We start from the raw sequence: 23,273 nt of genomic DNA, 5'->3' as shown, positions 1-23,273 counted from the left end.
GAGAACAGCCAATAAACAGAAGGATAGAACGAAAGAACGCCGCTAGCTGCGACCGACAGAAAGACCGGCAGACCGATCGACATTAGCCGCTGCAGCATCGGCTTCGGCCTCGCGAACTCGGGCAAGGTGGCGATGGGCAGCTTCCACAAACCGGCTGACGCGAATGGGATCGATCCCTTCAGACAGCTTGCCGTGCCGCTTGAGGGATGTGGCCACAATCGCCCCGTCGGCCACCTGCAACAGCGAGCTAATATTATCCAGATTCGCGCCAGAGCCAATCAAGAGCGGCGTGTCGGGAGCCGTTGCCCGCGCCATTTCCAGTTCGTCAATTGAGGGGGGATGGCCCGTGGCCCAACCGGACAAAATAATGCCGTCAGCCAAACCGCGCTCCACGGTATCCTTCACGACTGAAATCGGGTTGGTGGCTGCGAGGGGGCGAGCGTGCTTGACCAAAACATCCGCGTAGATTTGAATGTCTGCCCCCAATTGGCGACGATAGCGCAACAGGTTATAAGCATCCCCCTCAATCGTGCCCTGATCGGTCACCATCACCCCTGTCAGAACGTTGACGCGAATAAATTGAGCGCCAGTGCAGGCGGCGATCGCGAGGGCACTGCGACCGTCGTTGCGCAACACGTTAAGGCCGAGGGGCAACTGCACCATTTGCTTGATGCGCTGCACAATCGCGGTCATGGCACTGACCACCGCCGGGTCCGCCTGCCCTTTGGTGTAGGGCATGTCATTTAAGTTTTCGACAATAATTCCGTCCACACCGCCCGCTGCTAGAGCCGTGGCCTCTTGCTCCGCCCGAGCGATCGCCGCTTCTAGATTGCCGCCCCAACGGGGGGAAGTGGGTAGCGGCAACAGGTGTACGACTCCAATAATCGGGTTTTGCGTATGGAAAATGTGCTCCAGAGCAGCCACAGCTTGCCAGTCTCCTCGGCGGGATAGACAGTGGAAAACAATTATCCTGTATTTTGCAGAAATCGATCTTTGTCAATATCGATCTTGCAAAATCCAAGGGTTTGCCAATGGGAACCGAACGATCGTCCGTGCAGTCCAACACTATTCAGCCTAACGCCAATCGGATCCCTCAAACGGGATACTCGCCATCCCGAGCGGTCGTGGCGATCGCTTTGGGCAGCAATTTGGGCGATCCTCGTCAAAACCTCGAAGCTGGATTAATGGCTCTCCAGAATCATCCAGATATCGAACTCTTGCAGGTGTCTCCCTGCTTTTGGACGGAGCCGGTCTACTGGGGCGATCGCCCTCAACAGGAGTCCCCAGCGTATCTCAACGGTGCCGCACTCCTGGCGACCTCCCTATTGCCTCCAGAGCTCATGCGAGTGCTCCTCCAGGTCGAAGCCCAACTGGGGCGAGCCCGCCACCGCAAGTGGGACTCGCGCACCCTCGATCTCGATATTTTGCTGTGGGAGGATCGCTGGTTTGAGGGGCCAGATGCGATCGTGCCGCATCCGCGCATGGCAGAGCGGGCCTTTGTGCTCGTACCTCTCAAGCACCTGATTCCCCACTGGCGCTATCCCGAGGGCGATCGCCAAGGGGGAGCCACCATTGCCGAGCTAGTCCAGCGAGTGAGTTGGCAGGGGGTGGCGGTGGAACGCCCCGTGCAGCTCTTAATGAAATAGATACGCCATCCCCACCAAAAAGCCCAATACTGCAGTGATGGTCAAGCCAAAATGGAGCAAAGACGTACCGCCGCGACGCACCATATTGCGCATGGCTAATTTTGTATAGCTATCCTCCGGTTTTGCCATATAGCGGGGATCGTAGCTGGGGGAGGACTCGGTAGCTTCTTCAGGGATTGCGGTTTCGTCAGACATGCGATTGAACGGGAGTGCTGTAGGGTTGATTGTTTCCAGTCTAAGGGCGATCGCACAGCGGGCAACAGGCCACCGTTTGGGTTGAGTGGAGGTTGAAGACGATCTGTTGGTTGGCCGGATCGACACTCCAACTGCTCAAGCTCACATCCGTAGTTTTTCAAGATATTGAGGGAAACTGGTGGTGTCAGGCTTGTCCAGATGACATCAGTGAAGTGGGAATTGATGCGTCTGACATTGCTTATCAGATGACGGAATTAGGTATTCTACTCTATCAGCGGTTGCAGTCTGCCCCGCCCTTTCGTTATGCCCTGGTTGGTTTGGAAGTTGATGAATTTAGAACCTATAGTGAGTCGATCTCAGAGGCGACCGTTCCCAGTTTTCCAGGTTTGGTGCTAGCTGAGATGGTTTGGCGATCGCTCGGAGCCTCGATTTTATTTCGCCCCTTTAGCCCAGGTTACGTTTGGCAGCCCTACGAAGGCGAAGTTTATAAGCCACTGACGGTATCGCCGGATTTGAAAAATAAGTTCAGTGAACTGCTGGTTCTTAAATGAGTTTCATAAATTCGGCGATCGTACAAAGTCAGGTCTAGGGTTGCGGCGCGTGCTAACAAATCGTTGCGGCGGCGGAATAAAAATGGTTGGCGAAGATGCCAAAGTTACGAGTCGCCACTGAACTCAATCGTTATGCCGCTTGTCTTCTAGTTTGGAGATAACTGATGATAGTTTGGAGATAACTGATAGCCTGTCTGGATAGTCCTTCAACAGTAAGGATATGGCTCTATCGGACTTAGTATGCTAGTTCCATGCCAAAGCTGCCCAAAGCCTTGCTAGCAATGGATTAGACGGTAAAACATACCTCTTTATGGTCAAGATCTCATGAAAGCCTTACTGGGTAGGATGTTGGGCTTTTCAAGACTGCGGACAGCATAACAGGAGCGGTAGAGCCAAGGATATTAGGTGCTGAAACCCTTGCCCTGCAGACACTCGATCCTTACCACTGAGGCATTACCCAGAAATTAAAGTTAGAAGCCTCAGCAGCACTTTACAATAGATAAAAAGTTGTTTGGAGAAAGCGAATGACGTGGCAGGAGTTACAAAAACAGGCGTTGCAGTTGCCCATTGGCGATCGTTGGCGTTTAGTCCAGTTGTTGTTAAGTTCGATTCAAAAAGAAACGCTAGTGTTATTTAGTCCTCCGATTCCCAACACAAACTCTTTGACTGGTCTCGATCCTTGGACTCAAAGCCTGATTGGGGTGATTAAGCTAGGAACAGAAGATCCTACAGAGTCCTACGTGGACTACTTGGAGGAGAAATACAGTTGAAGCACGTATTATTTGACAGTGATGTTTTGCTCGATGTTCTGGCCCAACGACAGCCATTTGCGATCGCTTCTGCACAGGCATTGAGTACAGCAACTCAACCGCAAGTCCAAGGTTATATTTCGGGTCATGCTGTAACGAATATTTTCTATATTTTGCATCGTCAAGTTGGCAGCGAAACAGCCCGTGAGCTTTTGTCAAGGTTATTGCAACATCTTCAGGTTGCTAGTGTAACAGATGTAGTAATTAGGGCTGCATTACAAAGCTCCATGACAGATTTTGAAGATGCTGTGACAAGCGAGGCTGCAAACGTCGCAGGAGTAGAAGTTATTGTGACTCGAAATAAATCTGATTTTACTGCCTCTGCCATTCCCGCATTATTGCCAGACGAGTTTTTGGCGATACCCTTGGAGTAAGCAGATGATGCCGTTGCATAACAAGTCGCTGCACCGGAATGCCGAAAGTTGGTCGGCTGAGTTGCAAAAGTTATCTGCGTCCGCTGAACTCAATCGTTATCCTCCAAATCTATTCGCTATTTGCAAATAGCGAATACTCCCTTCCCACTCTAAGATCGATCGTTGAAAATCACCTAGAAGTCTTGCTGTATATAGATTTATGCTATGCAGTCTCCTGTCGGCATAGGAGTAAGATGAAATTGAAATCTGTTTGCTGACTCCAGTGCTCAAGCCCCAAGACATTCTTTGCCTGTTAAAGTTATACGGATTGCCGTCCGATGATTGGACCTATACGTCTTTGGCCCAGGAGTTAGGCATCAGTGCTTCGGAGGTTCATGCGGCTCTTCAGCGCAGTGCGTGCAGCAGTCTATTCGATCTCACTCAAAAGACTGTCAATCTAGCAAAGTTGAGGCATTTGAGGGGCGAGGGCGGGGAGATTTTTACGCCAGTGCTGATTTTGAGGACATCATCATGGAGGTCATGATGGGAATCTGCGGGGGCGATCGCTAAAAAGTTATTGAATTTGCCCGCTCCACCAGAATTTCCCCTTAGTGTGAAAGAAACCTTTGCACCCGGTCTATCTCTTGGGAGATGTGTCATGACTGGCCTGAAGATTTTAATGCTGGTGGGCGATTTTGTGGAAGATTACGAAGTCATGGTGCCGTTCCAAGCCCTCCAAATGGTAGGACATACCGTTTGCGCTGTTTGTCCCGACAAAAAGGCTGGCGAATCGGTGCGCACGGCAGTCCACGATTTTGAAGGGGATCAAACTTACTCAGAAAAGCCCGGACACAACTTTACGTTGAATGCCACCTTTGCCGACATTCAGGTGGCTGACTACGATGCCTTAGCGATTCCTGGCGGTCGTGCCCCCGAATACCTGCGGCTCAATCCAGAGGTCATCGCAGTAGTGCAGCATTTTGCCAACGCCAATAAACCGATCGCCGCCATTTGTCACGGAGCACAACTCCTAGCCGCTGCTGGAGTGCTTGCAGGCAAGCGCTGCTCGGCCTACCCCGCCTGCGGCCCCGAGGTGAATGCTGCGGGCGGCATCTATGTGGAGATTCCCGTTACTGAGGCGATCGCCGATGGCAATCTCGTCACCGCCCCAGCTTGGCCCGCCCATCCCAAGTGGCTGGCAGAATTTCTAGCTGTACTGGGTACTACTATCCAACATCGTCAAGTGGCGACTGTTTAAGATTAAGAATTGAAAATATATCGCTGTCCTTCGGGACTAATGCCAATGATTGTCAATTGACAATCTAATACTTTAAAGCCGTGCTTCTCAGCCACCTTCTGGCTAATTGCCAATACTTGATTGTTCTTAAATTCGATCACTTGGTTGGTCTTGACGCAAACCAAATGGTGGTGGTGGTGGGGATAGGGTTGATTGATCTCGTAATGCTTGTGCCCCTCTGCCAGCTCCAGCTCCCGCAGAATGCCCATGCGAGCCATCAGCTTCACGGTGCGGTAGATGGTTGAAAGGCTAATATTTTCCCCTTCTTGTTTGAGGCGATCGTGCAAATCTTCCGCGCTCAGATGCTCCCCCTCCGGTAGATTTTGGAACGTATCTAAAATCCGCTCCCGCTGTGGGGTCATGCGCCACCCGACTGCGTTGAGTTCTGCTTTAAAGGCTTCTGGGGAATAAGCGTCAGTTAAAGTCACGGTATTGTCAATAAAGCGTTGTTATTGATAATAACTGAAGATCCCGCTCTGCGACCAGCAGCGATCGCAGTTGCTGGGGATCTGAAGCGCACTATTCTAGAAATAGACATCTGTTAGGCTATGCGCCCATGCCACCCCGCTGGAAAGTAACCCCCTCTCGCCGCGAATCGGAATATCGCTATTTGGACGATCGTTATACGCTTGCTGCCAACGCCATGCTTTATAGCACGGTGGTGACGGGGTTGTGGTTTTTCCAGTTGCTCTACCGAGCCGATTGGCCTTGGCTGCAGCCGGTGGCGATCGCCTGGACGGCCATTTTGGCCCTGAATGCCCTCTGGGTGATGCTTGTTGCCCGCTATCCGGGCTTGACAGAAAAAACTGGCAGCGATCTAGTCAGTAAAGAAGAACTCTCCAGCCAAGAAGAGGGATAAAGCCATGTCGGACAGTCAGCGAATCGAACAGCTAGCCGCAGCATTGGGAGAGGAAGTCTATCTGGATGTGGCCAAGTGGCATTTGTTCCTGGCGGATGCCAAATTGCACCTGCCGCTGGCTGAAAAACTGTTGCCAATGGTGGATGAGGGCAGGATTGACGAAGATGCTGTGGTAGAGGTGCTCAAAGGCGTTCCCGTGCAGTTGGGGGGAGGGCGGACGCAACTGAGTTTGTTCGACCTATTGCCCATGCAAGGGATTATGACCGCGATCGACCTGCTGGAAAAGTTTGCCGATCGCTAGAGCCACGACACCACACCTAAATTATGCCCACCAACAGCAATCCGTTCAGCGAGCAGCTCGGGCGATCGCCGTTCTCGCTTCATCTGGGGCTCGCGCAGGAATTATGGATATGAAAGTCATCAAGGCTAGAGTGATTGATTCAACTCATCTGGAGCTGAGCCAGCCTATTTCAGTTAGCGAGGGTGAGGATATTTTGATTTCTATAGCAGAACGGGAGGAGTCAGAGCGTCTTTGGCAAGACGCTGCTAGAGAGAGATTCTTGGCAGCCTATGACGAGCAGGATTCAGTGTATGACCAGCTATAAGTTTGGCGAGCGTGAACAAGGCCCTGCAGAACCAGGGCCTGACAGAATCAATCCGCAGACGGGCTACACCGGCAACTGCGGGCGGCTGGGCTCGGGCCAATCGAGGTGGAAAAATTCACCCCGAGGCCGATCCAAACGCTCGTAAGTATGTGCCCCAAAGTAGTCTCGCTGCGCCTGCAATAAATTGGCGGGCAAGAAACCGGTGCGATAAGAGTCGTAATAGGCCAACGACGACGAAAATGTCGGAGCCGGAACCCCCTGCATCGCCGCCGTAGCCACCACCTCGCGCCAGTGGGTCTGGGAATCTTCTACCTCTTTCGTGAAGTAGGGATCGAGCAATAGATTGGCGAGCGCGGCATCGCGATCGAAGGCTTCCTTAATCCGCTGTAAGAACCGCGCCCGAATAATGCAGCCACCGCGCCAAATCGTGGCAATCTCGCCAAAGTTGAGCTGCCAGTCATATTCCTTTTGGGCCTCGCGCATCAGGGCAAATCCCTGGGCGTAAGAGCAAATCTTGGAGCAATAGAGGGCATCGCGAATTGCATTGACAAACGCTTGTTTGTCCCCCCGAAAACTCGGCCCCGGACCGTGCAAGATCTGGCTGGCCGCCACGCGCTCCTGTTTGAGGGAGCTGACAATCCGAGCGTAAACCGCTTCGGCGATCGTGGGAGCGGGAACCCCCATCTCCAGCGAATTCATCGCCGTCCACTTACCCGTACCTTTCTGACCGGCGGTGTCTAAAACCACATCCACAAACGGCTGACCGGTCACGGGGTCCACCTGCTGCAGAATATCTGCGGTGACCTCAATCAAAAAACTATCCAGCTTGCCCCGGTTCCACTCGGCAAACACCTCGCTCATTTCGGCAGGCTTCATACCCAACACATCCCGCATCAGGTGATAGGCTTCGCAAATCATTTGCATGTCGCCGTATTCGATGCCGTTGTGGACCATCTTGACGTAGTGGCCCGCACCATTGGGACCGAGGTAAGCGGAGCAGGGAACGCCTCCGACAATTGGATGACCGGGGGTCGCCCCTTTCAGTTCTTTACCCGTCTCGGGGTCCACTTTGGCAGAGATGGCCGTCCAGATGGGTTCCAGAGACTTCCAAGCCTCGGGGCTGCCACCGGGCATGAGGGAAGGGCCGAAGCGAGCCCCTTCTTCCCCCCCCGAAGTGCCGGAACCGAAAAACTTGAGTTGGTCAGCATAGTTCTTTTCGCGATCGATGGTGTCCGTCCAGAGGGAATTTCCCGCATCCACCACAATGTCATCCGGCTCCAGACCTGCTTCGAGCAGATCTGAAATGACGTAATCGATCGCCTTGCCCGCCTTGATCAGCAAGACAATTTTGCGGGGCTTTTTCAGCGACGCCAACAGCTCGGACAGTGACGTGCAGGGGACGAGTCCCCCTGGCGTATCGGGGTTTTCGGCAACAAATTTTTCCATGACTGAAGTGGTGCGGTTGTATACCGCGACCTTGTATCCGTGGTCGGCCATGTTGAGGACGAGATTTTGGCCCATCACAGCCAAGCCAATCAGCCCAATATCTGCCTGTGCTTGCGTCATGCTTGTCAATCCTTACCTTCAGCGCTAGCATCTCGATTTTAGTGGAGCAATCTCCGCCTAACGGGCGGTTTGCTGGAAGACAGTGTTAAATCCTGCTTAGAGGCGATCGGCGGTTTGCATCATCGTCGCTACAGAGGGCGATCGAGTTCGTAAGAGACGACAGCCAAATTCTCGACCTGTGGAAATTCGGGATGGTGCGGATTGAGTAGGTAATTGCGGCCTTCTCCTCGTGGAGTCTATGGAGGTGGAATGCGCTCGACTACATAAAAGCCAAGAATCGGTGAAAATAAGGGTTAGGGTGTAGCACCAAACCAGCGATTGCATCCTGACGAAGAGCATCACCATGCCGACTCTTACTTTAGAACTGCCCACTGACCTCGCCCTTCACATCTCGCAGGCAGAGTTCGCAGCGCTTGCGGCTGCTAACCGGGATTTACGATTGGAGAGGACTGCAGATGGTAAGTTGAGCGTGAGTCCCCCAACTGGTAGTGAATCGAGTCAACGAAATCTCAGCATTTGCCTTCAGCTTGGCAACTGGGCTGAAGCCAACGAAGCTTTGGGTGTTGCCTTCGAGTCTTCCGGTGGCTTTGAGTTACCCAATGGTGCTACCCGCGCTCCAGATGCCTCTTGGGTAAGCCGCGAGCGCTGGGATGCCCTAACTCAAGAGGAGAAGGAAGGCTTTGCCCCCCTGTGCCCCGATTTTGTCGTTGAGTTGCGCTCGAAGAGCGATCGTCTCGACGTATTGCAGAATAAGATGCGCGAATATCTTGCTAGCGGCGCACGCCTCGGCTGGCTGATCGATCCCCAAAACTTTCGAGTAGAAATTTACCGTAGTGGCGCAGAAATGCTGGTTTTGGAGCGACCCAATCAGCTCTCAGGGGAAGATGTACTGCCTGGTTTTACCCTTAGCTTGCAACGTATCTGGTAAGCGAGCACGAACGGTCATAGCTTAAAACTGGTCGATTTAGGGTAGCAAAACAGGCGAAAATGAGCCGCCTCGATGATGGCTGTGGGGAGCGATCGCAAAGTTGACTTCTGATGGACCGCAGCAGCATATCCCCGAGAGGACAAGGCCGAGCTCTGCCACCCGCGACAAGGGGTTATTGAGCAACCTCTGCGGGGGGTTGGGGGCAATCGCTCATGACTGCATCGAAAGCTAGCTGCAAAGCCTCTAAGCGATTGTCTAGGCGGTTTTCTGCAGGCAGCCGGTCAAATACATCTAACCGCTTCAGACGACTTTCCACCTCGTCTTTGGCCCCGACAATATAGACGCGGCGATGGCGAGCGACCGACTCTCTGACCATATTTTCGATCGCCAGCGAAGCCGTCACCCCTAGCAACGGCACGCCCGTCACATCCAGAATCAAAGCATCGTAACTGCCCACAATCGCCAGCCGTCGAGAAATGGTCTTCGCGGCCCCAAAGCTCATGGGGCCACTCAAGCTAAACAGTAAAATTCGCCCATCGGCTTTTCGCAGCAGTTCTCGGGCTTCGTGACTGAGAGAGTCGTCATCCTCTGGAGATTTAATTGCCTTGACGTCTTTGCTCAACACCTCAGTCTGACGCTGAATCGTGAACAGATTGGCCACAAAAACACCAACCGCCACTGCGGTAATCAGGTCGACAAAAACCGTCAGCAGCATAACGCCGTACATAATTCCTGCTGCCCGCAGCGAGATCTTGTGAGCCCGCTTGAGAAAGCCCCAATCGATAATATCGATCCCCACTTTGAGCAAAATACCTGCGAGGACGGCGTGAGGAATGGTGGCGGTGAGAGGCCCCGCCTGCAACAAAACCACCAGCAACACTAGCGCGTGAATCACCCCCGAGATAGGCGTCTTCCCGCCTGCCTGCACGTTCACCACCGTGCGCATCGTGGCTCCCGCTCCGGGCAAGCCGCCAAACAGACCGGAAACCAGATTGCCAATCCCCTGACCGATGAGCTCGCGATCGCTATCGTGCTGCGTGCGAGTAATGTTGTCTGCCACCAAAGACGTCAGCAAAGAGTCGATTGCCCCCAAGGTTGCCAGCGTCAAACCATAGGAGATCGCGAGTTTGAGCTGCGAAAGCTCTAGCCTGGGTAGGTGTAACTGCGGCAATCCAGTTGGAATTTCGCCGATGCGGAGGATGTCGCTGTCGGGAAACAGCAGCACTGACACGAGCGTGGAAACAATCAAAGCCGTGAGGGGGGCAGGCAAAATGCGGTTGAGCCGACGCGGGTAGAACAAGACAATCGCCAGTGTCAGCAGTCCCAAGCCAGTCGAAATGGGATCGAGGTTGACAAGATTATTGGGAACTTGTTGCAGGGAAGCAATCGCGCTCCCCGCGCCGGGATATCCCAACAGGGGGCCGATCTCGATCGAGATAATGATGGCCCCGATCCCCGACATAAAGCCAGACACGACTGTGTAGGGGATCAAGGTGATGTACTTGCCCAGTCGCAAGACACCAAATAGGATTTGAAAGAGCCCCCCCAACATCACAATCGTGAAGGCAAGGGCGATGCTGTTTTCAGAGCTATCTGCTGCAGCCACCGCTGTGAAAACTGTGGCCATCACCACCGTCATGGGGCCAGTCGGACCGGAGATTTGAGACGGAGTGCCTCCAAACAGTGCGGCAAACAGGCCAATCAGAATGGCACCGTACAAGCCAGTAATAGCTCCCGCCCCTGAAGATACGCCAAAGGCTAGGGCTAGAGGCAAGGCAACGATCGCCGCTGTCACCCCTCCAAAGGCATCTCCCCGAAGATTATCGAATCGCAAACCGTGAAAGAGTTTCATATAATGCGCAGGCAACCCACAGAAGCGGCTGTCTCAAATAACATTGATATTGAAGTGAAATACAGAGATTTTGAGGAATCCCGACATCCTCCATCGATTGTAGGGGTTGACATCGCTCTGCACTCGGCGAGTTCGATCCAGGCGATCGCCCCCACACCCCGCGAGCGGGCAATCGCAGACGGACATCGAGCAGCATGCGAAAATAAGTCAGCCCCTATTGATGACAAGCTCCGAGGCACTCTCTTGAACGCCAACTCCCCCTCTCCCACCGCTGCCCGCCGCAAAAAACCCGACTGGCTGCGGGTGAAAGCCCCTCAATGGGAGCGGGTGGGAGCGGTCAAGGATCTGTTGCGGGGTTTGGGGCTCAACACCGTCTGCGAAGAAGCCTCCTGTCCCAATATCGGCGAATGTTTCCAGCGGGGCACTGCTACGTTCTTAATCATGGGGCCTGCCTGCACGCGGGCTTGTCCCTATTGCGATATCGATTTCGAGAAGCAGCCCAAAGCCCTCGATCCGACTGAGCCCGATCGCCTTGCCGAAGCGGTTCGCCGCATGAACCTCAACCATGTGGTGATTACCTCGGTCAATCGCGACGATCTCGACGATGGCGGTGCCAGCCAATTCGTCCGCTGCATTGAGGCGGTGCGCGAGACCTCTCCCGGCACTAGCATCGAAGTCTTAATCCCCGATTTGTGCGGCAATTGGGCGGCTCTCGCTACCATCCTGGCTGCCGCCCCCGAAGTGCTCAATCACAACACCGAAACGGTGCCGCGCCTCTATCGTCGCGTGCGTCCACAGGGGGATTACCAGCGCTCCTTAGAACTCTTGAAGCGATCGCGCCAACTGCGCCCCGAGGTCTATACAAAGTCCGGCATCATGGTGGGCTTGGGGGAAACTGACGCAGAAGTGATTCAAGTCATGGCAGATTTGCGTCAGGTAGACTGCGATATTCTCACCATCGGTCAATACCTACAGCCGTCTCCCAAGCACCTGAGCTTGCAAGCATTTGTCACCCCCGCACAATTCCAACGCTGGCACGATGTCGGCATGGAAATGGGGTTTTTGCAGGTGGTTTCTACGCCGCTAACGCGCAGTTCTTACCACGCCGAAGAGGTGCAGGCTTTAATGGCAGACAATCCTCGCTAAGCGACCCCCTGCCGCTTATTGGCTTCTTTCAGAGAAACGGATGGCTCCTGTAGCCCCAGCCGCTGCATTTCCCGCTGCAGGGTGGCAAAGAAGAACTGCCGCTCGCTGCCTCGCACCACAGCCAAATGGTGGGCCTCTGCCAGGGCTACAGGGTACCCCATCCCCCGCTGGACCTGCGTCAAAATCGCCCCCAGCGCCCGGTCTAATAAGGCGGCATCGGTTGCCACCCAAGCGGGAAATTCCACTCTCGCCACCTCGCTGCCCACATGTAGGTAACAGAAATGGATGTGGTGGTGGGCTCCGTAAAGATCCAGCAGCTCGGCCTGACTGCGCCAAATGGGGCTGCGCTGATAGGGCGCGAGGCGGGCGGACCAAAGGGCGACATCGCCGAGCGATCGCGGTCCTTCCTTCGAGACGGAGTAGGGAGTGCAGGGGGCCGCGTACAGTTGGCGATCGCCACAGTGAATGCTGCATTCGCAGGTCTTGAAGGGACACAGACCCAAGCGCAAATAGGCGATCGTTTCACTGCTGCGGCTGGCACTGATATATCCGGCTAGGGGAATTCGAGCTTGTTGGAGGCGATCGAATTGGGCCAGCAGGGGAACGAGCCACTGGGGCTGCCAGTCGCGGGGCAGGGCATCCAGCCCCCAATGGATTAAGGCTCCGTCCACTAAGGCGATCGCGGGTACCGACTCCCTCGACCAATCCAAGGCTAACTGGGTTAACTCCTGCAGTTCTGCCTGGGTGCGACGCAGGGCCAACATTGTGTCAATACTGGTGCCTGGAGGGCGACCCCGATTGAGTTCTTCGGAGCGGTAATACACTTGCGGCGTGCTGTCGAGCAAGGGCAAACGCTTGCCGCCATACTCGATCGCCACCCGCCCCACATTCACCAGCGAGCAATAGGCGACTTCGTGATGGCTGGGGGTAATTTGAGAGCCATCGGTGGCCACGATCGCATGGGGGATGTCGAGGGGCGCGACGGCAGGGCAATCGCCTAAGGGTGCTTGCGGCAGAGCGGGGTGGAACCACAACTGCTCGCGATCGGAAGATTCGCGGCACTGCCAAGGGGAAGGGTCGGCGACTGCCCGCCCAAATACAGATAGCACTTCTTGCAGGCGGGCTCGGGCAGCGATCGCCTCCCGCTGCAGGTGTTCCCCCACCCGCTCCATCTGAGCTGCCAATTCGATCGTATTCAGCACGGGCTCGTTTCCAATCGCTGGCACCAGCTTATCTAACAGAACGCGCTAGCGAACCTCTGTCCCCGCGCTCGCCTGGAGCGTCCAGCGCTCTAGCACATCCCGCAAATCTTCTTTATGCACGGGTTTTGAGATAAAGTCATCCATCCCCACCGCCAAGCAGCGCTCTCGATCTTCGGGTAGGGCGCTCGCCGTCATGGCAATCACCACCGTATGGCGATCGTCCCCCTCCTGCTGGCGAATGGCGCGCGTTGCCTCAAATCCATCCATGCGCGGCATCTGACAATCCATCAGCACGACATCAAATGCAGCTCGGGCCATCGCCACCAAAACCTCCTGGCCATTCGCCGCCACCTCCGCCGAATAGCCCAAGCTGTTCAATTGCCGCAACGCCACCTTCTGATTGACGCGGTTATCTTCCGCCAGCAGAATGCGCGCACTGTGCTCGCGGGCAGCAGGCTCGGGCGGTGGTTTGACAACAGGGAGAGGCAGGGGCGTCGCTTGCACTGCGGCCAAGAGGGCATCGAGTAGACGGGCTCGCTTAACCGGTTTGGAGATGGCGGCATCAATGCGATCGCCATCTAGCCAGAGCTTGAGCATATCTTGTTTGGCTAAGGGGGCCATACCAATGCAATAAGGGCGGTTCGCCTGAGGTTGCCGGTCCAATGCCTCCAACAGGGCAGTTGCCTCCTCGCTGTTGAGATCGACCAAGACAATCTGAGGACAATTGCTTTGCAGCCAAGTAGAGGCTGTGGCAAGATCGAGAGTCTCCACCTGCAGACCCCATTGTTGTGCCCGTTCGGCGATCGCCGCGCGAGTGTCGGGAAATGCGTCCGCCACCACCAGACGCACCCCCTGCAGCAGTTTGAGATCCTCTTCTATCACTGTTTCGGGCTGATAGGGCAGGGTCACTTCAAACCAGAAGGTCGAGCCGACATCGAGCTCGCTCTCCACCCCAATCTCTCCCTCCATTAAGGTCACCAGCCGCTTGCAAATAGCCAGCCCCAACCCCGTTCCCCCATACTGTCGCGTGGTGGAAACATCCGCCTGCGAAAACGACTCGAACAGCTTTGCTTGCACCTGCGGGCCAATTCCAATTCCCGTATCTCGGACGCTGAAGCGTAGAGTGACCTCTACCTCCGATCGCTCCACGGCACTCACCTCCACCGTCACCCCACCCGTTTGGGTGAATTTGAGGGCGTTGCCGATCAAGTTGGTCAAAATTTGGCTGATGCGGGTGGGATCTCCCTGGAGCGAATCGGGCACGCGATCGTGTGCCCAACTGACCAATTCCAGGCCCCTACCTTGGGCTTGGGGAGCCAATAAATCCACGACCGCCTCAATACAGTGGGTCAACCGGAAGGGAATCTGCTCTAGTTCGACCGAGCCCGCTTCCAATTTCGAAAAATCCAAGATTTCATTAATGATCGCCAGCAGCGTGTCTCCACTAGCGCGAATGGTTTCAACAAAATCTTCTTGCTCGCTATTGAGGGGAGTCTCTAGCAATAGCCCTGCCAGCCCCACCACCGCATTCATGGGGGTGCGGATTTCGTGGCTCATGTTAGCTAAAAAGGCACCTTTCATGTGGGTGGCGGCTTCAGCCACCTGCCGAGCCCGTTCGAGCTCGCGGTTTTGGGCCACCAACTGCTCCTGCATTTCCCGCCTAGTGGTGATGTCTTCGACGGTCAGCAATACCCCCGTAAACTGCTGGTTGTGTTGGGCGAACAACGGATCGAGTTTGAGTACGTACCATCGCCCCTGTCGCTTCGCCTCCCATGGGGGTGGGGTTCGATTGGCGGCCAATTCCTGCAGACGTTGCTGCCAGCGGGCTAATGTCGTCCATCGGGGAATCAGGACCGGCTGCAGCCGATCGCCCACTTCCAGTTGCAGCCATGCCGAGGCGTGGGGATTGCAAAACCACACCACTCCTTTGATATCGGCAGCCGCCAGCCCGACTGGCAAACTGTCCGCGATCGCCGCCTGGGCCGATTGCGATCGCCCAAAAGCGGCTGCCAGCGTAGCCAGTCGCCCCACATTATCCCGAGAGCGTTCGTCCAAATCGGGGAAATTGACGGGCAAGGGATTGTCGCGAATCAAATCTTCACCATAGTCCTTCCATAGCAAGTTGATTTGCCGCTCTAGCTTGCGATTGGTCTCCATTCGCTCGCCGAGCTCGACCAACACCCCCGTCAGAGCAATCGAGGCCACCGGCCAAGCCACTGGCAGCCAATATCCCGCCTGAAAGGCGATCGAGCTCAGACTGCACCATGCCCCGCTGGCCAAAACAACCACCGCCAGTAGGTGGCGAGCAGAATAGCGCGCGATCGCCCAACCCAAAACCGGCCCCACCAACACTCCAATCGCCACCAACCACCAATGCGGAGATCGAGCTAGAGCATCTCCCTCCAGCAGGTTGTGCAGCGCCGCTGCATGCATATAGACGCCGCTCGTTTCCGGCACTCGATTGAAAGGGGTTTGTAAGGGGTCTAAGCCTCGCGCAGTCACCCCCACCAAGACAAACCGATCGGCAAATACTTCGGGATCGATGCGACCTTCTAAGACATCCACCAGGGAGACGGAGAGCAGCGCTCCTGTAGCCAATTCTGCCTCCAGCGAGCTGGGATCTTGCCGGTGTGTGACGGGGCTGGGCCAGTTCAACCAGAGGGTGCTATCGAGCTCTGGCAATTCCACAAGTTGTCGATCTGGCGGCAAGAAAGCATGCTCGATCTCTAGTGCTGCCCAAGCTAAGGCTGGTAAGAGCAATGGTTCTCCGGGGTCGCTGCCACTACCCAGCAGGCGGGCATCTAACACAGCAGTCGATAGCTCCACCCGCCGAGTAATCCCGTCAGCATCCTGGTATTTGTCAATATGCGCGAATGCGGCAGCACTTCGTTCAATCTCTGGACTGGAAGACAATAGCGCCCCAGTATGGTCACTCGCTTGAGCTAACACAACTCGACCGTGTTGGAGCATCAGGTCTGCGAGGTCTGCGTCTCGGGCATCCGGTTCGGGAAACGCAATATCGATTGCGATCGTGCGGGTATCTGCAGCGACTAAGATCTCTAGCAACCGAACGTAGTACTGGCGCGAGATCGGAAAACGTCCGAATTGCTGCAAACTGCGATCGTCGATTTCGATCACAGCAATGCGATCGCTCCAAGGGCGTGCCCCGCGCAGTCGATATCGCAGGTTGTAGGTCATCAACTCCAGCGGCTGCCACACGCCAAGCCCCGCAGACAGGCCAATCGCTGCCAAGGCCAAACAACCCGGCCACAGCCGTCTTGGGAACTTGGGCGATCGCCAGTTCAATCGGTACATTGAGAAGTCCGCTGGAGAAAAGAAGCCTCTTCCATTGAACGCTGAGAAATCTCTGAGTGCTACCCGGAGATCGCCTATTGTTACAGGCGAACGGAGAATTGCTCGGCGATCCCACGCGATTGCCAATCAAAAAGATACAGTACATGCGAAAAAGTGTATCGTTTCGGCGTGCGACCGTATTGGGACAACAAGATCGCTGCTTGCCTTTGATGGTTGGAGTAGCGATCGCGCCAATGGCAGGGTTGAATTCTAGCTAAACCTCAAGATCTCGGTTGGAGCTCGGATAGGAAGCCTGAATGAAGAGGCGATCGCCCTCTGCTGCAATTAAATTCCCGGAATTTCGCTGAGCTCGCACTCTAGCTCTTCCACCGAAAACCCGGTGGCTTGACGGTACTCATCCGCCGTAAATTCGTACCCATTAGATGTCGCAATGCGGACAAAGGTTGCCAAGTCTGAAGCTCGACTCAGTTTGTCTTGCAGTTGGGCATCGTTGCGGGCGGCACGAAATAGCTTGACCACATTTTCTCGAGCCACGATCTCTATCTCCCAAGTACGTTGCCGTTAAGGTAGCCTAGACCGTTTTATATCCGAAATAACGGACTAAAAGTATTCACCTTTTGTCGAATATCGAGGGGGGTTGGGGAGCCGCCATACTTGGGACGTGTATCTGTTCGAGCCCTAGGAGTGGCGTTGTGTTCGAGCCCGTCCTCAAGCCCATTCTCAGAGCTTATTTCAACAGGCTCCCGATCGCCGACAGACCCCCTCGCTTCGAGCAATTCTCGCAGCAAGCATGGCTGCAACCCAGCTTGGAGGCGATCGCCGCCGAGATCGATATCTACCTCGTCGCACCAGATCCTGCCTTATCCTCTCGTGCCAAACCCTTCCGGCCTCAACTGCACCCCAGTTCCCCAACAGTCCTCGATTGGGTCGCCCCTAGCCCGGACTTGGCGGCAGCAGCGGTATCCACCTCAGCATCGCCTCTGCCCGAGCGATCGTTTTTGGGACGGCGAGGGCGCTACCGCTTGCTCGAACGACAGGGGCAGCGGGGGGGGCACCCCCTCTATAGCGGCGTGGAGGTGGACACGAAGCAAGCAGTGATGCTGCAGGAATATCGATTGGATAGCCAGCGGCTTTCGCCGGTCGAGATTCAATTGCGGCAGCAGGCGTTTGCGCGGGTGGCGGGACTGGAATTGGCCGACGGGCGATCGCAAGATTTGCGCTGGGTAGAGCCCTCAGACGCGATCGCCGATCCGCTAGAGCCGCTGTGTTTCTTGGTGACGGACGAGCGCGCGATCGCCCCCTCCCTCAACCGCACCATCGAACGTCAGGGAGGTTTGCCCCCCGCCACTGTCGTCCGTCACCTCCAGCAAATTTTGCAATCTCTGGAATGTCTGCACACCCAGACCTTTCGGTTGCCCTCCAGTCAAACCGTGCGGGGGATCGCCTGCGGCAATCTCAGTTTAGATAGTCTGTGTCAACTGCAGTACGGCGAAGAAACATTTGTGTATTTGCGGGATCTGGCCTTGTGGGAGGATTTGTTCGATCCCGTCAAGCAACCGACGATCGCCCCCGAGATCCATCCCAAACAGGTAGCGCGAGACTTGCAAGATTTGGCCTACGTGGGATTTTATTTACTCTGCGGCAATACCGTTGGCGAGGACGGCATTCTCGACCCCCGCAGTTCTCTAGATTGGCCTGCCGGGGTGCCGCGATCGCTCGAATTTTTTATCAAACAGCTCCTCAATGGGGAATTTGCCAGTGCCGCTGAGGCTCGCATCGCATTGGAGCAACTGGTGTTCGAACCGTTGCCGTTACTTGTGCCGGCGGTGACCGCAGGCCAACGTAGCGCTCCTGCCGAAGACAATGTTTGGCAATGGGTGACTCTGCCGCTGCTGTTGCTGCTGTTGGGGGCAGCGCTGTTCGTTTGGAGTCTGGTTCGCCGCCAGGAGGAGGGTTTGGTTGCCGGTGTAGCGCATTTGCAGGAGGTGGCGGGGGTGCCTGCGGGCGAGTTTCGCTATACGGCGGTCGGGAATGGGGTGTGGCAGACAGTCAACCAGCGATGGGAGTTGTTAGCTCAGGAGGCGCGGTTTGAGGCGCGGGTGATGGCTGCCCAACCCCAGATCTCGTTGATCTACCGTCCGGCAGAGTCGGTCGCTTCGGCCTTGGAGCAGGTTCGCACGGGACAGGTCGATTTTGCAATTTTGCCAGCGATCGCCCCCTTCTCGGTCCAGCAGTTTGAGACCCAGACGATTGCCTACGATGGGTTGGCCGTGGTTGTGGCTTTTAGTTACGCTCAGCGGCGAAATGGCTTGCCACAGCACTTGCGGGGCCAATTATCCTTGCAGCAGGTGCAGCAACTTTACGGGCAGCAGGTGATGCAATGGGCCAATGTAGCGTCGAATTCAGTGTCTTTAGCGGTGCAACTCTACGCCCCCAGTTCTGCGGAAGCGAGGGAGATTTTCGAGCAGGTGGTGTTGCAGGGAGAGTCGCTGGAGAACGGGATTGTGGGATTGCGCACTCCAGCGATGTTGCGGCAGATTTTTCGGGATTTCGAGTCACCGGCCAGGCCAGTGGGGGGGGTAGGGTTTGCGCCCTTTAGCGAGGTGTTCGGCCAGTGCGCGGTGTATCCGCTGGCGTTGCGGCGGGCGGGGGAGGCGGCGGTGCAGGCGATCGCATTTCCGGATGGCAGCCCGCTGCGCCCCAGCAGCGATTTATGCACGACGAAGGGGGGGTATGCGTTGCAACCGGAGTTGTTTCGGCAGAGGATTTATCCGCTGGCCTATCCGGTGGTGGTGGTGTATTCCTTCGATAACAGTTTGCCGCCTGTGGGGCCAAAGATGGCAGAAATGTTGCTGACTGCCGAAGGACAAACACTCTTGCAGCAGGGGGGTTTGGTGCCAGTGTTCGGAGATCGTTGAGGTCAGATAGGCTGAGATATAATTCAGGATGAGCATCGCTTGAAGGTAGAATTTGATATGCGCTATCCAGTGAGACTGAAAGAGAGCGAGGAAGGATATGCGGTATGGTGTCCTAGTTTGCCAGGATGCTGGTCTCAAGGTGAGACTAAAGAAGAGGCTCTAGAAAACATCAAGGATGCAATTCAAATCTATTTTGAGACTCTTGAAGAAGTCGATCGAGATGCCGAATCTCTTTATGTGGAAGTAAGTTGACTGTGCCAAAGCTTCCAGGAGTTAATCATTTAAGAGCAATTAAGGCTTTTGAAAAGCTCGGTTTTCAAGTCATTAGACAGGGCAAACATATTACCATGGCTAATGGTGAGCGTATCATTGTTATTCCTAGAGCAAATCCAGTCAATGCTTTTACAATGGCTGGAATTGTTAAAGATTCTGGATTGACCATTCAAGAATTCAAGCAATTCTTATAAACCGAATTTAGTTTGAAACCCGTAGTTTTGAGTGCCTCCGACGGGTGCGGTCAATCGCTACATTCGCCCCCTAAATCCCCCATTCTGGGGGACTTGAGTACAGTGCTCGTTGGAGTTGGGAGGCTGGGAAGGCGATCTAGATCGCTATATCAATTTACGTTGCTTCGACACCCGTTGAGGGCGTTGGAATTCAATCGGCGCTGTCGAAATAGTCCTGCAGGAGTTGGTGGGGGGAGATGCCGACTTGCTGGAGGGTGGAGCTGGCTCTGTCAAAGGCGAGGCTTTGCATATCGGGGTCGAGCCAGATGTCGAGCAGGTTGGTGCTGCGCAGCCAATGCCAACAGCGATCGAATTGAGTGCCTGTGAGTTGTCCGGCGATCGCCAAGGCAATTTGGCCGCGCACGAAGTCCCAGGCGATCGGGGTGGTGCAGGTTTCTGCCATGTTCAGCAATTGGGGAGTAGTGACGGGGAACGCGGTTAGCCGCTTGCCATTGGCGAAGGTGCGCAGGGCTGGGTTGCCAAAAAATTCGAGGGGCTTGAAGTTCCAGTTATATTGCTGCCGAAGCAGGTCCAGAATTTCTTCTGCTGACATGCGAGAGTGTTGAATTCAATCAATCTGAGCTGATGTCAGCTTAGCGCGGACGATCGGCAATCGCCGCTCCAGAAATAATGTACGGGCCACATATCTCCATCACTCGACAGACTTGAAGATTGCTTGGAGATCGAGGACAAAATTTGGCAAAATGTCTTCTCCCGACAAACTCGTGGGGAAGGACAGGCTTTCGACACTTTGTCTGGGTCGATAAACCTCCACACATTCAGTTTTGGGGGAAATTAACCACCCCAGACGGCAGCCATTATCTATATACTCCTGCATTTTCAGTCGGAGCATTGCGATGTCGTCAGATTCAGAGGCGAGTTGCATCACAAAGTCAGGGCAAATGGGGGCGAAGCCGCGCCGCTGCTCGGAGGTGAGAGACTGCCAGCGATCGCCCGCAATCCAAGCTAAATCTGGCGCACGGATAGCACCATTAGGCAAACGAAACCCAGTCGAAGAATCAAACACCTTACCCAATTGGGTTTGCCGATTCCAAAGTCCCAGATCGAGCCCCAATTCGAAGTTCAGGTTCCCGCCTTCACTGCCCGTTGGTGCCATTACAATCAATGTCCCATCTGCGGCCCGCTCTATCCGTAATTCGGGATTTGCGCGCGCAAATTGAAGAAATTGTTCGTCATTGACATTGAAGTCGCGAGGAATCGAAATGGGAAGGGTGGCAACCATAGCTGGGCTACACGGATGACTAGCTGCTCTTCCACAGTTTAACGGAGTCATTGTAGGGAAGTAGATTTAGTGCTCTTGGTTGGCCTGTAGCCGATGCGATTTGATGAAAGGCCGCTCGACGACTCTCAGCATCAAAGGCGGCACAGCCCTGCCCGCTGGAACACCTGCAGCGCTGTCAAGTTCAGCTCCGGCAAGAGCGGATCGGCGATGGGGCGATCGCCTCGATAAGTTTCCGGAACCGATTGCGGTGCAAATACCGTAATGCTTTGGGCTTGCGGATCGACAATCCACACTCTCAATACGCCCGCAGCCAGGTAATCACTGGCCTTTTCTGCCAGATTGCCAAAGGCTTGGCCGGGGGCAATAATCTCGATTGCCAGATCGGGAGGGATGGGACAGGGGCCATCGTCTTGCCGGTCTGAGGAGAGGCGATCGAAGGAGACATAGGTCAGGTCGGGAATTGGTACCCAGTCTCGACCCCGGCGCTTGAGAACGACCGACCACTCAACTCCCACTTCGCCCCGCTCTCTACCCCATTCGTCTAACATCCAGAGCAGGGCTTTCTGGGTTCTAGAGTGAAATCGTTGGGGAGCCACTTTGAGGATTGCTTCTCCATTGACCAGTTCGTAGCGATCGCCACTCAAAGGAGAGTTGAAAAACGCTTCGAGGGTAAGGGGCGATGGGATAGCGCGAACCATTGCAGGGTGGGGTTTAGATGGCTTGTTCTCAGTGTAGGGGAAGGTTGAGAGGGCGATCGCCCTTTACCCCAATGCTAGGCTGTCAAATATTCCGAATCCGATTGGAAGACTGATGGAGGTTTTGCTCATTCACGGTCTCGGGCGATCGCCGCTGTCAATGTTGGGCTTGGCGCGGCACCTGCAGCGCAGCGGCTACTCCACCGAACTGTTTGGCTACTTTGCCGCAACCGAATCCTACGATCGCATTGCCCTGCGATTGCGAGAGCGAATCCGCAGCATGGCCCGACAGGGAGCTTACGCGATCGTGGCCCATTCGCTGGGGGGCTTGCTGACACGCTCGGCGTTGACAGCAGAAGCATTGCCCAGCCCAGCCCATGCAGTTTTTTTAGGCACCCCCCATCAATCGTCGCGCATGGCCGCAATGGCTTGGCAGTGGTGGCCCTTTCGCTGGTTTGCCCGCGACTGCGGCTGGAAGCTAGCTCGAATAGATTGGCGTTCCAGCCTCTCCATGCCGACGTTTGATTACACCATTGTGGCGGGAACGCTCGGTTTTAATGGCTTGTGGAGTCCGTTTGGGGATGAACCCAACGACGGCATAGTGGCGGTGGGCGAAACCTCGATTGGCGATCGCGATCGCCTGATTCAAGTGCCCGTCTTCCATACGTTTATGATGAATCACCCGCTCGTGCAACAGACCATCTTAGAGGCATTGGACAGCGCGCGATAGCAGGTCGCTATTCCTCAGCCAATTCGAGCACCACTGGGGCGTGGTCGCTCGGTTTTTTCCAACTGCGAGGGTCGCGATCGATCGTGCAGGAAACGGCTCGTTCGTAGAGCCTGGGGGTGGCGTAGAGATGGTCGATGCGCCAGCCGCGATTGCGGGCAAATCCACCCGAGCGATAATCCCACCAACTGAAGTGACCGCCATCTTCTGTAAACTTGCGAAACGTATCCTGCAAGCCCAAGGCGAGCACCTGCCGCAAGACCTCGCGCTCGCGGCGGGAGGACATGATATGGGTTTCTTTCTTATCGGGGTTGTAGATGTCGCGATCCTCTAGGGCAATGTTGAAATCGCCGCACACCACCATTTGAGTCTTATCCCCCTCCGGCGCTAAATAGGTTTTGAGATATTCCTGCAAGACCTCGAACCAGCCCAGCTTGTACTGGTATTTTTCACTCCCCACTTCCGAACCATTGGGAACGTAAAGATTCACAATCCGCACCCCTCGCAAGACGGCAGAAATCACCCGTTTTTGCTCGTCAAACGCACCCGTGACAGCTTTCCCCACGACAGGTTCAAACCCACAGGTGACCTCTGCAAGCGGATGGCGGCTGATGAAGGCAACACCGTTATAAGCCTTTTGCCCGTAAATGTAGGGGTATAGACCCATAGCTTGCAAAGGTTCGAGCGGAAACTGTTTGTCTATTACTTTGGTCTCTTGCAGGCAGAGTACGTCCACCGCCGCACCGGCATCGGAGTCGAGCCAGGTCTGGATGTGGGCGAGACGGGTACGGATGGAATTAACATTCCACGTTGCAATTTGCATCGGTCATAGTTGAAGGAGAGTCTCTAGATACTGTAGG

27 protein-coding genes are annotated in these 23,273 nt (G+C 55.2%); 15 read left to right on the top strand and 12 right to left on the bottom strand.

Translation table 11 applies throughout. From position 1 onward, the window contains the following. Nucleotides 1-42: 42 nt before the first annotated feature. Nucleotides 43-924: a photosystem I biogenesis protein BtpA gene (gene btpA, locus SYN7336_RS02610; protein ID WP_017324361.1), complete on the bottom strand. Its 882-nt coding sequence runs from the start codon at nt 922-924 to the stop codon at nt 43-45. 107 nt (nt 925-1,031) lie between these two features. On the opposite strand from btpA, the gene folK reads away from it, so the two are divergent. After that, nucleotides 1,032-1,646, top strand: a complete 615-nt coding sequence (gene folK / locus SYN7336_RS24115; RefSeq protein WP_083885872.1) for a 2-amino-4-hydroxy-6-hydroxymethyldihydropteridine diphosphokinase — start codon at nt 1,032-1,034, stop codon at nt 1,644-1,646. On the opposite strand, the gene SYN7336_RS02600 is transcribed toward folK, so the two are convergent. Continuing rightward, a complete protein-coding gene (locus SYN7336_RS02600; RefSeq protein ID WP_017324359.1) occupies nt 1,635-1,841 on the bottom strand; it encodes a DUF3285 domain-containing protein in 207 nt (68 codons plus the stop codon). The two genes, folK and SYN7336_RS02600, sit on opposite strands and share 12 nt — an antisense overlap. Before the next feature lie 212 nt (nt 1,842-2,053). On the opposite strand from SYN7336_RS02600, the gene SYN7336_RS24110 reads away from it, so the two are divergent. From SYN7336_RS24110 to SYN7336_RS02575, 5 genes are all read left to right on the top strand, one after another. Then, on the top strand, nt 2,054-2,392 hold the full coding sequence (locus SYN7336_RS24110; protein WP_227498589.1) for a hypothetical protein: 339 nt from the start codon (nt 2,054-2,056) through the stop codon (nt 2,390-2,392). Between the two features lie 524 nt (nt 2,393-2,916). Continuing rightward, a complete protein-coding gene (locus SYN7336_RS02590) occupies nt 2,917-3,162 on the top strand; it encodes a hypothetical protein (RefSeq protein ID WP_017324357.1) in 246 nt (81 codons plus the stop codon). Next, nucleotides 3,159-3,575 (top strand): PIN domain-containing protein, encoded by a 417-nt coding sequence (locus SYN7336_RS02585; protein WP_017324356.1) that lies wholly within the window; start codon nt 3,159-3,161, stop codon nt 3,573-3,575. Before SYN7336_RS02590 ends, SYN7336_RS02585 begins: the two co-directional genes overlap by 4 nt. Before the next feature lie 396 nt (nt 3,576-3,971). Further along, nucleotides 3,972-4,124 carry a hypothetical protein gene (locus SYN7336_RS30415; protein ID WP_156819995.1) on the top strand — a complete coding sequence of 51 codons (153 nt, stop codon included), beginning with the start codon at nt 3,972-3,974 and terminating at the stop codon, nt 4,122-4,124. Nucleotides 4,125-4,212: 88 nt separating this feature from the next. Beyond that, nucleotides 4,213-4,812: a DJ-1/PfpI family protein gene (locus SYN7336_RS02575; protein ID WP_017324354.1), complete on the top strand. Its 600-nt coding sequence runs from the start codon at nt 4,213-4,215 to the stop codon at nt 4,810-4,812. 2 nt (nt 4,813-4,814) lie between these two features. Here SYN7336_RS02575 and SYN7336_RS02570 read toward each other — a convergent pair whose 3' ends face one another. Then, nucleotides 4,815-5,213 (bottom strand): transcriptional repressor, encoded by a 399-nt coding sequence (locus SYN7336_RS02570; RefSeq protein WP_051039880.1) that lies wholly within the window; start codon nt 5,211-5,213, stop codon nt 4,815-4,817. Between the two features lie 194 nt (nt 5,214-5,407). Between SYN7336_RS02570 and SYN7336_RS02565 the strand changes: the two genes are divergently transcribed. The 3 genes from SYN7336_RS02565 (at nt 5,408) to SYN7336_RS32135 (ending at nt 6,315) form a co-directional block, all read left to right on the top strand. After that, nucleotides 5,408-5,710: a hypothetical protein gene (locus SYN7336_RS02565; protein ID WP_017324352.1), complete on the top strand. Its 303-nt coding sequence runs from the start codon at nt 5,408-5,410 to the stop codon at nt 5,708-5,710. Nucleotides 5,711-5,714: 4 nt separating this feature from the next. Further along, a complete protein-coding gene (locus SYN7336_RS02560; RefSeq protein ID WP_017324351.1) occupies nt 5,715-6,011 on the top strand; it encodes a DUF3181 family protein in 297 nt (98 codons plus the stop codon). A 109-nt stretch (nt 6,012-6,120) separates the two neighbouring features. Then, complete coding sequence (locus SYN7336_RS32135; protein ID WP_227498588.1) at nt 6,121-6,315, top strand: hypothetical protein; 195 nt, start codon at nt 6,121-6,123, stop codon at nt 6,313-6,315. A gap of 63 nt (nt 6,316-6,378) precedes the next feature. Here SYN7336_RS32135 and gndA read toward each other — a convergent pair whose 3' ends face one another. Next, a complete protein-coding gene (gene gndA, locus SYN7336_RS02550; RefSeq protein ID WP_017324349.1) occupies nt 6,379-7,881 on the bottom strand; it encodes an NADP-dependent phosphogluconate dehydrogenase in 1,503 nt (500 codons plus the stop codon). Nucleotides 7,882-8,224: 343 nt separating this feature from the next. Here gndA and SYN7336_RS02545 point away from each other — a divergent pair, with 343 nt between their 5' ends. Beyond that, entirely contained in the window at nt 8,225-8,809 is a 585-nt protein-coding gene (locus tag SYN7336_RS02545; protein ID WP_017324348.1) for a Uma2 family endonuclease, read from the top strand. A gap of 172 nt (nt 8,810-8,981) precedes the next feature. On the opposite strand, the gene SYN7336_RS02540 is transcribed toward SYN7336_RS02545, so the two are convergent. After that, entirely contained in the window at nt 8,982-10,661 is a 1,680-nt protein-coding gene (locus tag SYN7336_RS02540; protein WP_017324347.1) for a SulP family inorganic anion transporter, read from the bottom strand. Between the two features lie 243 nt (nt 10,662-10,904). On the opposite strand from SYN7336_RS02540, the gene lipA reads away from it, so the two are divergent. Further along, nucleotides 10,905-11,807, top strand: coding sequence for a lipoyl synthase (gene lipA, locus SYN7336_RS02535; RefSeq protein ID WP_156820325.1), 903 nt, complete (start codon nt 10,905-10,907; stop codon nt 11,805-11,807). Here lipA and SYN7336_RS02530 read toward each other — a convergent pair. The 3 genes from SYN7336_RS02530 to SYN7336_RS02515 all read right to left on the bottom strand — a co-directional run bounded on the left by SYN7336_RS02530 (nt 11,804) and on the right by SYN7336_RS02515 (nt 16,858). Further along, nucleotides 11,804-13,033: a DNA double-strand break repair nuclease NurA gene (locus tag SYN7336_RS02530; RefSeq protein ID WP_017324345.1), complete on the bottom strand. Its 1,230-nt coding sequence runs from the start codon at nt 13,031-13,033 to the stop codon at nt 11,804-11,806. The genes lipA and SYN7336_RS02530 overlap by 4 nt on opposite strands. Nucleotides 13,034-13,054: 21 nt before the next feature. Next, nucleotides 13,055-16,324 (bottom strand): CHASE2 domain-containing protein, encoded by a 3,270-nt coding sequence (locus SYN7336_RS27630; RefSeq protein WP_083885636.1) that lies wholly within the window; start codon nt 16,322-16,324, stop codon nt 13,055-13,057. A gap of 324 nt (nt 16,325-16,648) precedes the next feature. Continuing rightward, on the bottom strand, nt 16,649-16,858 hold the full coding sequence (locus SYN7336_RS02515) for a Nif11-like leader peptide family natural product precursor (protein WP_017324342.1): 210 nt from the start codon (nt 16,856-16,858) through the stop codon (nt 16,649-16,651). Between the two features lie 158 nt (nt 16,859-17,016). On the opposite strand from SYN7336_RS02515, the gene SYN7336_RS02510 reads away from it, so the two are divergent. From SYN7336_RS02510 to SYN7336_RS02500, 3 genes are read left to right on the top strand one after another with little or no spacing between them, the layout of a single operon-like run. Then, entirely contained in the window at nt 17,017-19,242 is a 2,226-nt protein-coding gene (locus SYN7336_RS02510) for a hypothetical protein (protein ID WP_017324341.1), read from the top strand. A gap of 39 nt (nt 19,243-19,281) precedes the next feature. After that, entirely contained in the window at nt 19,282-19,494 is a 213-nt protein-coding gene (locus SYN7336_RS02505) for a type II toxin-antitoxin system HicB family antitoxin (RefSeq protein WP_017324340.1), read from the top strand. A 2-nt stretch (nt 19,495-19,496) separates the two neighbouring features. Then, entirely contained in the window at nt 19,497-19,709 is a 213-nt protein-coding gene (locus tag SYN7336_RS02500) for a type II toxin-antitoxin system HicA family toxin (RefSeq protein WP_026100625.1), read from the top strand. 190 nt (nt 19,710-19,899) lie between these two features. Here the strand turns inward: SYN7336_RS02500 and SYN7336_RS02495 are convergent, their stop codons facing one another. The 3 genes from SYN7336_RS02495 to SYN7336_RS02485 form a co-directional block, all read right to left on the bottom strand. Beyond that, the gene (locus SYN7336_RS02495) at nt 19,900-20,301 is read right to left on the bottom strand and encodes a hypothetical protein (protein ID WP_017324338.1); all 402 of its coding nucleotides are present in this window, start codon (nt 20,299-20,301) and stop codon (nt 19,900-19,902) included. Between the two features lie 99 nt (nt 20,302-20,400). Continuing rightward, complete coding sequence (locus SYN7336_RS02490; RefSeq protein ID WP_017324337.1) at nt 20,401-20,991, bottom strand: Uma2 family endonuclease; 591 nt, start codon at nt 20,989-20,991, stop codon at nt 20,401-20,403. A 131-nt stretch (nt 20,992-21,122) separates the two neighbouring features. Further along, a complete protein-coding gene (locus tag SYN7336_RS02485) occupies nt 21,123-21,689 on the bottom strand; it encodes a Uma2 family endonuclease (protein WP_017324336.1) in 567 nt (188 codons plus the stop codon). 112 nt (nt 21,690-21,801) lie between these two features. Between SYN7336_RS02485 and SYN7336_RS02480 the strand changes: the two genes are divergently transcribed. Continuing rightward, entirely contained in the window at nt 21,802-22,416 is a 615-nt protein-coding gene (locus SYN7336_RS02480) for a triacylglycerol lipase (protein ID WP_026100624.1), read from the top strand. A 7-nt stretch (nt 22,417-22,423) separates the two neighbouring features. Here the strand turns inward: SYN7336_RS02480 and xth are convergent, their stop codons facing one another. Beyond that, on the bottom strand, nt 22,424-23,236 hold the full coding sequence (gene xth / locus SYN7336_RS02475; RefSeq protein WP_017324334.1) for an exodeoxyribonuclease III: 813 nt from the start codon (nt 23,234-23,236) through the stop codon (nt 22,424-22,426). Between the last annotated feature and the right edge of the window lie 37 nt (nt 23,237-23,273).

Source organism: Synechococcus sp. PCC 7336 (genome assembly GCF_000332275.1).
GTDB lineage: Bacteria > Cyanobacteriota > Cyanobacteriia > Thermostichales > PCC-7336 > PCC-7336.
This window is presented reverse-complemented; position numbering and strand designations above follow the sequence as displayed.